We start from the raw sequence: 11,292 nt of genomic DNA on the forward strand, positions 1-11,292 counted from the left end.
ATATGAAAACTAAAACAATCCTAGGCATCACAGCTGCAGCTGTCGCCTCCGTCCAGACTGGCTCAGCGGACTTCGTCCTTGCTGGCTGGCACGAGTTTACCCCCAATGCCAGTCAAATCTCGACCGTGAATTCGCCTGCGAATGAAGGTGTCGCGGGTCTTTATGATGACGCGAACACCGTCTTCCGTCACACCCAGGCAACTGACAATGGTGGATCCACCGACAATTGGTATGGTCCTGATTCGTTGGCGACTGGCGGTTTGAAGACCGGTCAATCCCCATATGCAGGCCCTCAGAATCCGGAAACGGGAGGACCACTAGATCCGCGTTTGGCAGCCGGATACTCGGATCCTGTTGGTTTCAATGGAGCTCAGCCAGGAACGACCATGAACGGTCGAGTCGCCGTGACCAACGACAGTGACATCCTTCTCTTCAATGGTTCCGCTGATTCGTTCAAGTTACGTAGTTTCGTGTTTGACGCCTTCCTTGGAGAAGTCAGTGCTCCAGGCGCTTCGGCTCAATTTGCCAACTTTACGGTCTCGATCCTTAGAAATGGTGGCGGAGCCGCTGAGAACTACTCGATCCTTGCTTCGCAAGGCTTCACGGGTGTGCACTCCAATCCTGCTGTTGCAGGCTTCAACGCGCTGACACCTGTAGACACTCCATTCGCTCCAGATGCTATCAGCATTCCTGTTCCCAACGCGATTGTGTATGGAACCGGCACGAACTACGTTGACTATTTGGTCGACCTGCAAGGGCTTACGCTTGATCCCGGCGACGCGATCAAGATTCGCTTCAACCAAACGGGTAGCGGTGCGGTTCGTATCGACAACGCAGCCTTCATCGCTGTGCCTGAGCCATCCTCCGCGCTTGCGCTTGGTGGTATCCTGGGCCTCGGCTTGATGGGTCACCGTCGTCGCCGTTAATCCGTCCGAGTCATCTGACTTTCCCAAAACACCGGAGCCTCACGGGCTCCGGTGTTTTTTTTACGGGAGAAGGCGTCGATGTCTCACCCGTTTCCACCTCGAGTTGCCACACCTTACTCATTTGAATTACATCATCGGGATTCTGCATGCCGAACGACTCTGGTATCAGGGTCTGAGAAAGCGGTGACGGAGGGATCGATCCGCTTGGTGCGATGGAGACGCTTTCCAAAGAGTCGCTTTCCATCGTTGCGTAAGTGAGTTGATTTCAAAAATCCCGTGACATCGCCTCAAACTGTGTAAGGTGTTGCTCGGCCCACCGAAATCCACCAACTTCCGGTGGGTGCAGGCCTACCAAGTTTTTTACCATGACTCTGCCTGTTGCAGGGTTCCCCCAACGCAAACAAACATGAATATACGTACCTTATTAGGTCTTTCCGCAGTTTCTGTCGTGATTACCCAGACAGGATCTGCTGCCATCCTCCTTGCTGGCTGGAACGAGTTTACGACCAATGCCAGCCTGATCTCGCACGTCAATTCGCCTGCAAATGAAGGAGTTTCCGGAATGTACAATCATCCCACGACCTTGTTTCGCCACACCCGAGCGACGGATAGTGGTGGATCGACGGACAATTGGTATGGCCCTGATTCTGCCGCAAGAGGTGGCATGAAGACTGGTCAAACTCCGTATGTCGGCGTTAAGAACGATGAAATTCCTGGCAGCGGAGATCCGCGGTTGAATGCCGGATACACGGATCCCACAGGATTTGTCGGTAATCAGCCCGGCACGACCATGAATGGCCGGGTTGCCGTGACCAATGACAGCGATCTCATTTTGCACAACGGGACACAAACCTCCTACGAGCTGCAGAGCTTCGTGTTCGATGCCTTTCTCGGGGACGTGAACAAGCCTACGGCGGTCGCAAATATTGCTAACTTCACGGTTTCACACGTCAAAGGTGGAACCACTTACAACTACTCAATCCTCGCCCAGTTGGGATATTCGGGCGTTCATTCGAATCCGGTGGGGGGGCTGACCACGGGTTCGCCCGCTGACACTCGCTTCACTGATAATGGCATCACGATTCCGGTTCCCAATGCCATCGTGTATGGAACAGGCTCCAATTACGTCGATTACGTCTTGGATCTGTCCGGCTTCATCCTTGATCCGGGCGACACCCTCAAGGTTCGTTTCAACCAGACCGGCAGCGGTGCGGTACGTCTCGACAACGCCGCCTTCATTGCCGTTCCTGAGCCCTCCAGCGCGCTTCTGATCAGCAGTCTCATGAGCCTGAGCTTGCTGCGTCGTAGGCGTCGCGCCTGAGCGAACTGAGGTCATTCGATTTCCAAAAGCATCAGAGCCCCACGGGCCCTGGTGCTTTTTTGTGCTTTGAAGATTTGGGAGAAGTTTTGCCGCGCACGTAGCGGGATGACCCGAAGCCATCAGAAGAAGCGGCGATATCACCACTCCCTCCAAAAATCTGTGTAATCTGCGTAATCTGGCGGTTCCAATGTCGACTTGTAGGGGTGACTTCTCAGGGTATGAGAAACGAGGGTGCTACTTGGCGACTTCGAGTCGATCGATGGTGACCTGCTTGAAGGCATCCCAAGCGAGCTCGTAATCTTCGGTGCCCCGCACCATGGCCAGGATGACCCGGGTTGCGGGTGAATTGAGGCCTTCTTGAGCCGCTTTTAATTTGGCCCGCCGGAGCTTCGATCCCAGCGGCACGGGAGAAGACTCGCTGTGACGGAAGACTTCTTCGTAGTGGGTCGCGCCGGGTGACCAGACGATCTTGAAGACATAGAAGGTCTTATCCGAGAGGGGATTTCCGAAATACCATTGGCGGATGTAGAGCTTTTCCTGCTTCACTTCCAGTTCCTTGATCGGGAACTCCTCGATTAGCTTTGCGCCAGAAGCGGAGAAACAGACTTCCGGAGTGTGGGAGCCGAGGTCAGCGAGAACGTGGGGATTGCCATTTTCGTAATCAAGGTAGAGCACTTCAACAGAAGGGCTCTGGTCACCATTCTCGATAAGGTACTGAATGCCTTCATCCTGATTGAGGACGTCGGCACCGGTGGTCTCTGAGAAATGCTGATTAACGGCATGGGGCGGCGGCGTCCATTTGAGGTAGCTTCGCAGTTCGGGGTCGCTTTGATCCTGCGAGAACCACCAGAGTCGAACGCCTTCACTTGCCGCGAGCGCCAAGCAGGCGATGACGAAGAAAATTTTGCCTGAGGTCTTCATGGGTTGAGAATTTAGGCTGAATTTGCGACCTTCTTGCGCACGACCTTCACTTTTTTTCCGTGGGTGCTCCATGCGCTGATCAGCCACGCCAAGCCTGCTACCAAAACGTAGGTGGCGACCGCAGTCCATAGCCCGACCGGGTCATGGGCCTTGTCCATCGCGTCATGACCTTCGGTATAGGCGATCTGGGTCAGGGTGACGATGCGGATGGTATTGGCGATGATCGCAATCGCCAGGGAGGCGATTAGCAGAAACAGCCGTGTCGGAATCTTGAAACGACTGAGTTCCCCAAGCACCAGAGCGGCGGTGATGCAGCTTTGAAACGAGCGGATTCCGCTGCAGCCTTCAGTGACGTCGAGGAGCTTGCCATCCACCACGAAGGCCGTGCCGGAAAGGATCGCCGGAAAACCCATCATGGGAAGAACTTGGCTGGACAGATCGAGGATGAATCCCGTTAGCGCCTCGACCAGTGCGGACTGCACACTGGTAGGCAGCGGCACGGCGACAAGAATCATGAACGTTGCGGGAGCCAGATGGAGGCTCCGGCGCCAGCCTTTCAGTAAAACCAAGCTGAGATGCGTAATCCCTAACATGACGAAGGCGTGGGCCCAAAGGGGAAAGCGCCACAGCGCATCGACATGCTCTATGACCCGGATCGGGATGATGCTGAGAACCCCGAGAAAGATGAGAATTTTGAGCCAGGCCTGATGCTTCGGCGCGGGCTGTGGCGGGAGGACATCCTGCCAACGCTGGTAGGCGAGAAAGGCGATGGCCGGCGGGACCAGCCAGCCGTAGTCATAGTAGGTTCCGCCTTCCCAGCTGGGGATCAGGACGAAGCAGAGCTGCAACCACAGGATGGCGATGAAAATCAATCCGAAGATTGTCCTGCCTTTCTCATCAATCGCTGCGGGGGGGGGAGACATCGTTTGTTACTACGCCGGGGGATCGGGACGGCTTTTTGTCAGGGACTGGGAGGCTAAAGTCCAGCCATGATCGGGCCAGAAAAATGAAACACAGGTCCCGTCATGGCAGGGCGACCTCGCTTTGAAGCGGCTTGGAAGACCGCAAACCTTCAGGGGAACTCCGGCTTCAGCCCAATACCTTTAAGGATTCGATGTTCGGATCTTGCATCTCGATCCCGGCAGGGATCATCGCTTGTAGCCCCGGGTCGAGGAGCCTTGGCGACGACCACCCGGGGACCCGCGTCGAGGAATGAATTCGACCCCGGTAGGGGGTCGCAGCGGGCGCGGACGTCAGTGGCGGATCCGACCTTGCTGGCACACCTTTCAGGGTGCCGATTCAAGAACCCATCCAAACCCGGGGTGCTCGTCGTCGCCGCTCCTCGATCCGAGGCTACATGCTGTCATCCCTATCGGGATGTCGATCGGAATCCAGGATTCTCCCAATCCTTAAAGGCATTGGGTAGCGTGGTGGATCGGCTCGGTTGGTGGAGGAGTTAGGCCTTGGAGTTAGGCGAGGGAAAAACGGGATTTTTCTCGTTCCCGAAATTGGAATTATTTGTCTCTTTTACCGGGTGTCTCTTTTCAACACCAGTCGCAGTGCCCTGCTGTTCCTCTTCCTTGCGGCGATTTTTGTCGGAGTGCTGACCAGTCGTGCAGCCTGGGACTTCAATCACGGTTTGATTTTTGTCCTCGCTGGCGCGGTGATGCTGTGCTCCCGAGCCCAAGTCGCCGCGTCGCGCTATGCGTGGTTGGCAGTGGCGGTGGTGGTTTTAGCGATGGGTGCCTTCCTTCCGGCCGCGTGGTTTGGGATTCCCGAGTGGCGGCGTGGCTTCGAGGCGGTCGGGATCGAGGTCGGTGATCTGCAGGTCATCCAGGTGAGACAGGCCTTTGAGCTGACGCTGGGCCTGGCGGCCACCGTGGCGGTGGGCCTGTGGCTGACGACTCAGCGGTGTTCCTCGCAGGCACTGGGATTCCTGGCGCTGAGTTTCAGCGCGCTCGTGGCGGCCTACGCCGTGGGCTGCTTCGTGTATCGCGAGCCGCTAGCGGTGGGAATGGCCGACGGCGATTTCGGGATCTTTCCCAACCGCAATCACACCTCGACGCTGCTTTCGATGGGCTTTATCACCGGTTTGGGCTGCGTGGTGCAAGCGATCCGCGACAAGCGCTGGATGCTCTTGCTGGGTGGCTTGCTGACGACCGGGGTCTGTCTCTGGGCGGTGCTCTTCTGGTCGATAAGCCGCTCAGGAGTGCTCTTGGTGGGGCTGGGCTCTGTGCTCCTATTCGCCGGTCTCGGCGTGCGCTATCTCGGTCGCCATGCGGTGATGGCCATGGTTTTGATCGGCGCCACAGCGCTGGCGGGATTCATGCTCACCGACACTCGCCTGAAAGGCCGTCTGATGGGAACCGAGCTCGTGGCGGAATCGCCAGCAGGCGAGACCCTGTCCCCAAATTCGGCCGCCGAGCTCGATTCGCCCCCAGCCGTCGAATTCGGCGCGCTAGGTCTGAGACTGCCTCTATGGAAAGAAACAGCCAGCATGATCGGCGATTCTCCGTTGGTGGGTGTGGGGATGGGACAATTTGCTGCGCTCTTTCCTCAGTATCAGGAGCAATCGGTGATCAAGAACGACGCAAATGTCCTGCACCCGGAAAATGATTGGCTGTGGTTGGCCGCCGAACTGGGGGTTCCGGCGCTGTTAATGGGCTTGAGTTTCGTGGTGATTCTGGGAATCGATGCCTTTCGCAAAATTCGTCAGGGAAAGCTCAGGGGGCTACGCATGGCCTGCCTGATTGGGGCACTATTATTGCCCATTCATGGGTGCATTGATGTGCCGGGGCATCGTGTTCCTCTCTTTCTAGCGGCTGCATTTCTCTACATGCTTTCGATGACTGGAGAGGGCCTCGCCGCGCCAGAAGGATGGCGCTCAAGGGTGCTTCCGAAGCTGGTCGGACTTCTGGTGACGACCTTAGGAGCTTGCCTGCTTTTTCACGAATCATTTGGTCTTGGGCCGTCGGCGGTCGCGACGCCGCAGCGGGTTCGTCTGGAGGCGCAAGCGCTTCTGGAGCGGGACAAGGTGCTGGCGGAGGCGGCCCGGAAATCCAATCTGCCCTATCAGCCAGATCCCGACGACGATTTGCTTGAACTGGCGATCAGGCTTCTGTTGGAGGCAGAAAAAGTCTCGCCTCTTGACCGAGTGAATCAACGTCTGACAGGTCAGTTGGCCCTCTATTTTGACGATAAGTATGAGCTGGTGCGCAGCGCCTACGCGAAAGAGGCAGTGCTGGACCCGCAGTGGGTACTCTTGTCCATTGATCACGCGACGGACTGGGTCCCGCACGACATGGAGGAATCGAAGGCCGCGTGGCGTGAAGCTTATCGACGGGCTCAATGGATCGAAAATAAGGATCCTGCCACGCGTTTCGGCACAGATTTTGTCATAGGGGAGCTTCGATTCCGGGCGAGGAGATATCCTAAGCAGAAGGCCGAACTGGAGGAATTTATTCCTCTGTTGAATCCAAATGAAGCGAAATAAGACGAATGGCGAAGGGCTCCGTTAGTTCCCATTCAATCGATTGCCTGAGGTAGCCACACCCGGTATTGGATTTTTGCATTCGAGGGCGGCCGTCAATCGGTCGGGTTTCACGCTGTCATCACGGTTTCCGGGCGAAAGGTTGAGATCGTGGCGACGGCTTTAGGGATGATTTCCAAGGGTCTTACGGGTATCCTTACGATTCGAATTATCATTGACGTAGTCAGTAGTTTCCCTTACTGATCCCCTAGTTCGCTATGAAAACGAAATCACTCCCCAAAATCACTGCTTTTCTTGTCGTTTCCGCTGTCTTGGCGTTGCCGGTAGCCTTCGCGGCACGTGGTGGCAACAGTGGTGGTACCACAACCGGTGGCGGAAAACCGCCTGTCAGCGCTCCTTGAGCGGTCCGATCATTCTGTGAGGTCCTCCACGGCCAATGAGTCGGACGGATCTAATGGTTCTTGTGCTTATTTTATCCCTCTAATTCCCCTCTAATCCCTCTTCTTATGTCCTCTCTAAAATTTTTGAGCCAATTTGGCCTGGTGCTTCTCGGTTCGAGCGCGTCTTTGCAAGCATTCACCACGGATTTCCCTTCTTCAACTTTCGGCATTCCTGACGTTGGAATTCCTGGTGCCGACGATCCACCAGCCCCGATCGCAGGTGTCGATGGCTGGACGATTAATGATTCGGGCGCTGACGGTGGCAATGGTCTCACTTGGCTTTCCACCGTGGATGGCGCGAACGCCGCAAAGTTGGGTGGAAACTACGAGGCTCCTACGGCTCAGGATGTTTATCTGACTCATGCCGTCGAAGGTTTTCCAATTGAAGAAACCATTTTCCAAGTCGATTTCACGATTGTGGATAGCAACGAGAACTTTAATCGAGACGGTTTTGGACTTTCCCTCGGCACCTCTGGTTTGGGAGAAACGATCGGTCTCAATTTCCTCCCGGTTTTCGATGCTATCGAAAATGTGAATGCCTACCACGTGGAATATAGCGTTGGGGGGGTATCTCAAGGAGACCTCGTTTCTGACTATGGATACGCTTTCAATATATTTCCAAGTTCACTCTATACCTTGAATTTGTCATTCACTGCGAATGGTGCCAATCCGAGTTTTTCTGGAGCAATCAACGGCGTAGATGCACTGGGCAACCCGTTCTTTCTCCCATTTTCAGACGTAGAGATGAATGGAATGGGTGGCCGCGCGGTCGATACCGTTTCTGCAGTTTGGAACGTGGACCAAACCCCCAATGCGGTAAATGGCCTTGGTGGTGATAACTTGATTGCCTTCACCAATTTGAGCGTCGTTCCTGAGCCATCGGCGATGCTGCTTGGTGGTCTTTCGCTGCTTGGTCTGATGCGCCGCCGTCGCCAGGCCTGATTCTCGAGTCTAAACCTTTAAGAAAGCTGCCTTCGGTCTTCGGAGGCAGCTTTTTTGTTGCCAGGAGTCGCTGATCCCCGCTCCTTTTCTCTCCTCCCTCGCGTGAAGCTGGTCCTGATCAATCAATATTTCCCTCCCGATGAAGCGCCCACAGGCTTGATGCTGGAGAGCGTGGCGGAAGTCCTCGCTCAGCAGGGTCATTCGGTGACGGTGCTCTGCTCGGCAGGAGGTTACGCGATGACCAAGGGGGGTGCGGAGGACGCCGTCGAAGAGGCAGGTGGCAACTCGAGGCTGCGGGTGATCCGCATTGGGGCTTCGCGCTTCGGACGCGGAAGCTTCGTTGGTAAGCTACTGGATTATGCCTCGTTTTACCTGGGGGTAAGTTGGCAGTTGCTCCGCCTTCAGGCGGCCCCGGATCGGGTGGTCGCTCTAACCACGCCTCCGTTTCTTTCCCTGCTGGCACGGTTTGGCAGCTGGCTGCGGGGCGGAGACCATGCCCACTGGGTGATGGATCTCTATCCCGACGTGATGGTTTCCCACGGGATGCTCAAGGCGAATGGTGGGGGGCACCGATGTTTGGCCTTTCTGAGCCGTTTGGGATTTGGGGGTTCACGCAATGCGATGGTTCTGACCTTGGGGCCGGACATGCAGGAGCGGGTGGCGGATCATCTCAGTGCGAAGACGCCGTCGGAATGGGTGCCGCTGTGGGCGACGGAAGCTCCCGAAGAATTTTCCGATGACCAGGCCGGTCGACAATTGCGTCGCGAGCGAGGCTGGTCTGACGATGAAATGATCGTGATGTATTCCGGAAACATGGGTCTGGGCCACCGCTTCGGTGAGTTTCTTGATCTGTTGAAGAATGCCGAGCGATGGAAGCCTTTGGAGGGGAAATGCCGATTTGTATTCTACGGTCGGGGGAAGCGTCGCACTGAGATTGAGGCCTTCATCAAGGAGAACCCGAAGGCACCCGTAGAACTGCATGATTACGTCGCCCGATCCCAGCTGGGCGCCCACCTGCGCAGTGCCGATGTGCATCTGGCATCGCTGGAACCATCCTGGGACGGCACCATGGTGCCAAGCAAGTTGCAGGGGATTTTCGCGATTGGACGACCGGTGATTTTCGTCGGCAGCGGGGAAAGTTCCATCGGCCGCTGGGTCGAGGAAAGCCGGGGAGGCTGGCGAGTGACGCCCGGCGACGCTGCTGCGCTGGACTCCGCCCTGCTACAAGCGAGTGATGCGACCCAACGTCGCGAGCGGGGTGACGCCGCGCTGCGCTTTGCGGAAAGGCATTTCCAGCGAGGAGAGAATGCGCGGCGGGTGGCGGAGTTGTTTGGGGGGAGTAGAAGTGCCGAGTGAGAAGTGCCGAGTGAGCAGTGAGCAGTGAGCAGTGAGCAGTGAGCAGTGAGCAGTGAGCGGTGAGCGGTGAGCGGTGAGCGGTGAGCGGTGAGCGGTGAGCGGTTGGCAGTGTTTGCTTTGGCGCTTGTGGTTCTGGGTCGGGTGGTGAGCTATTCTGCGGCGGGGGCGGCGAGAGTTTCGAAGACTCGCTTTTCGGAGGGGAGCAGATCGTCCCATGGGAGTTTTTCAAAGTAGACGCTGGCTTCTTCGGACTTCCCGTTTTTCGCCAAAACGATGCCTCGGATGGCGCGATACGCGGGGTTCGTGCTGAACCAGTCGATCGCGGGATCATTGGTGAGCTCATCCGCTTTCTCAAAATCACCATTAAGGACGTGGCTGATGGCGAGAATGGAACGCAGCGCGAGAAGCTCGGGATACTTCTCCTGAAGAGGGCTGAGCTGCTCGACCACATACTGGGCTTCGGCACGACCAGACAGGCAGGAGATGTACAAAAATTGGGCATGGATCACCCTGTTGTCGGACTCGATTGCGTGCAGCGAGCTGAGCACGGCATAGAGCTCGTCTTCGCGGCCTTGAGCCGAAAGGCGGGCGATCACATGGCTGATTGACTCGGAGGGAGGGAGGGGACCGGTCCCGCGAATCAGGGCGCGCGTCCAGGCATCGATGGAAAGGTCGTCCAGCCCGCGCTTCTGGGCGTCGCGGGCGAGGTCGATGAGGGCGGCGGGATCTGCGGACTCGGTGGCGGATTCGAGCGCACTTTTCACGGCAAGCTTGGCCAGGTCATGGTCGCCATTTTCCCGTCCCAGAACGGCGAGACGGGTTTGGACTTTCCAGTTCGGCACCTCGCGTGGTGCTGCCTCGAGGAAGCTCTTGAGCTTGTCGTTGGCTCCGGTGGCCTCAAGATATTGAAGCTGGAGTTGGTAAAGATCGGAGAATTCCGAGGGTTTGCCAAGACTGAGAAAGTTGGCGGCTTCTTCGGGGTGGCCGATCTGGAGAAGCCAACGCGCAAGCTCGATCGAATGGCGTTCCTCGTGGCGTTTGATGGCGGCACGGAGCAGTTCCTCGCTTTTCTCGGGCTGAGCGGCCATTTGGCAACGGGTGATCCGCAGGTCGACGAGGGGGTCGGATGAGGGCTGGGAATGAGCGCTTTCGGGGAGGGCGTCGTAGACATCTCGCGCCAGATCGGCTTGCGAAATTTCGTCGACCGTCTCGAGCAGGCGAGGCCAGGCTTCAGGGGTATCGCGCAGCTGGCTTGCCAAGCGCCGATGAAACTCCGCGAGGGATTCCGGAGAATTTTTTCTGGCGAGGATCGTCAGGAGGCGGGAGTTGAGCTCGACCGGGTAGGGTTTCGGAAAGCTGATGACGATCGCCGTGGCCGCCGGCAGCATCTGATCATAAAGAAGCCGATCGATGATCGGCAATTGGTAGTCGAGCGACTGCTTGTTCTGATCGGTCAGGTGGGCCCAGGACTTGAGCGGGATGTAGGTGGGGCCTGATTGGCAGAGGTAGCGCCAGGCCACGACTTTGTCCTCTGGGGTGCTGCGGATGTCGCGGAGGATGGCGATGGCGACGTCGCCCGCCTTTGGATCCTTGAGGGCCGAGGCCGAGCGGAGAAGGATCGGGAGTGCTTCGTAGGATGTGCTGTCTTGGCGGAGGATTTGCAGGGACAGATCCCGGGCTTCGGTGAAGCGGCTTGCGGCAAGGGCTTTGGAAGCCTCTTCGAAATTGCGGCTGCTTTTCCAGCGATGGTAGGCGGCCTTTCCGGGAACCAGCGCGGCCAACAGGCCGGCACCTAGGAGGAGAAGCACGATGAGAAAGCGCCAGAGAATGTGGAGATTGGCCCAAGTCGAGGGGATTTGAGTGAGGGGGTTCATGGGTTTTACGATCAAAAACGGA

The 11,292-nt window shown here is 57.0% G+C and carries 8 protein-coding genes; 5 read left to right on the forward strand and 3 right to left on the reverse strand.

Annotated features, from left to right (window positions below):
* Window positions 1-2: 2 nt before the first annotated feature.
* Entirely contained in the window at window positions 3-926 is a 924-nt protein-coding gene (locus ACFQY0_RS13085) for a PEP-CTERM sorting domain-containing protein (protein WP_379713083.1), read from the forward strand.
* A gap of 406 nt (window positions 927-1,332) precedes the next feature.
* On the forward strand, window positions 1,333-2,247 hold the full coding sequence (locus ACFQY0_RS13090; RefSeq protein ID WP_379713085.1) for a PEP-CTERM sorting domain-containing protein: 915 nt from the start codon (window positions 1,333-1,335) through the stop codon (window positions 2,245-2,247).
* A gap of 234 nt (window positions 2,248-2,481) precedes the next feature.
* Here ACFQY0_RS13090 and ACFQY0_RS13095 read toward each other — a convergent pair whose 3' ends face one another.
* A complete protein-coding gene (locus ACFQY0_RS13095) occupies window positions 2,482-3,168 on the reverse strand; it encodes a hypothetical protein (protein WP_379713087.1) in 687 nt (228 codons plus the stop codon).
* 11 nt (window positions 3,169-3,179) lie between these two features.
* Window positions 3,180-4,091 (reverse strand): exosortase/archaeosortase family protein, encoded by a 912-nt coding sequence (locus ACFQY0_RS13100; protein ID WP_379713089.1) that lies wholly within the window; start codon window positions 4,089-4,091, stop codon window positions 3,180-3,182.
* Between the two features lie 611 nt (window positions 4,092-4,702).
* On the opposite strand from ACFQY0_RS13100, the gene ACFQY0_RS13105 reads away from it, so the two are divergent.
* From ACFQY0_RS13105 to ACFQY0_RS13115, 3 genes are all read left to right on the forward strand, one after another.
* Complete coding sequence (locus ACFQY0_RS13105) at window positions 4,703-6,661, forward strand: O-antigen ligase family protein (protein ID WP_379713091.1); 1,959 nt, start codon at window positions 4,703-4,705, stop codon at window positions 6,659-6,661.
* A gap of 503 nt (window positions 6,662-7,164) precedes the next feature.
* Entirely contained in the window at window positions 7,165-8,040 is an 876-nt protein-coding gene (locus ACFQY0_RS13110; protein WP_379713093.1) for a PEP-CTERM sorting domain-containing protein, read from the forward strand.
* 102 nt (window positions 8,041-8,142) lie between these two features.
* A complete protein-coding gene (locus tag ACFQY0_RS13115) occupies window positions 8,143-9,396 on the forward strand; it encodes a glycosyltransferase family 4 protein (protein WP_379713095.1) in 1,254 nt (417 codons plus the stop codon).
* Window positions 9,397-9,545: 149 nt separating this feature from the next.
* Here ACFQY0_RS13115 and ACFQY0_RS13120 read toward each other — a convergent pair whose 3' ends face one another.
* Complete coding sequence (locus ACFQY0_RS13120) at window positions 9,546-11,270, reverse strand: tetratricopeptide repeat protein (RefSeq protein WP_379713097.1); 1,725 nt, start codon at window positions 11,268-11,270, stop codon at window positions 9,546-9,548.
* Window positions 11,271-11,292: the final 22 nt, after the last annotated feature.

Source organism: Haloferula chungangensis, from assembly GCF_042664875.1.
GTDB lineage: Bacteria > Verrucomicrobiota > Verrucomicrobiia > Verrucomicrobiales > Akkermansiaceae > Haloferula > Haloferula chungangensis.

Coding starts and splice junctions, on each gene's coding strand:
- ACFQY0_RS13085 (WP_379713083.1), top strand. CDS start 3: ATGAAAACTAAAACAATCCTAGGCATCACAGCTGCAGCTGTCGCCTCC.
- ACFQY0_RS13090 (WP_379713085.1), top strand. CDS start 1,333: ATGAATATACGTACCTTATTAGGTCTTTCCGCAGTTTCTGTCGTGATT.
- ACFQY0_RS13095 (WP_379713087.1), bottom strand. CDS start 3,168: ATGAAGACCTCAGGCAAAATTTTCTTCGTCATCGCCTGCTTGGCGCTC.
- ACFQY0_RS13100 (WP_379713089.1), bottom strand. CDS start 4,091: ATGTCTCCCCCCCCCGCAGCGATTGATGAGAAAGGCAGGACAATCTTC.
- ACFQY0_RS13110 (WP_379713093.1), top strand. CDS start 7,165: ATGTCCTCTCTAAAATTTTTGAGCCAATTTGGCCTGGTGCTTCTCGGT.
- ACFQY0_RS13120 (WP_379713097.1), bottom strand. CDS start 11,270: ATGAACCCCCTCACTCAAATCCCCTCGACTTGGGCCAATCTCCACATT.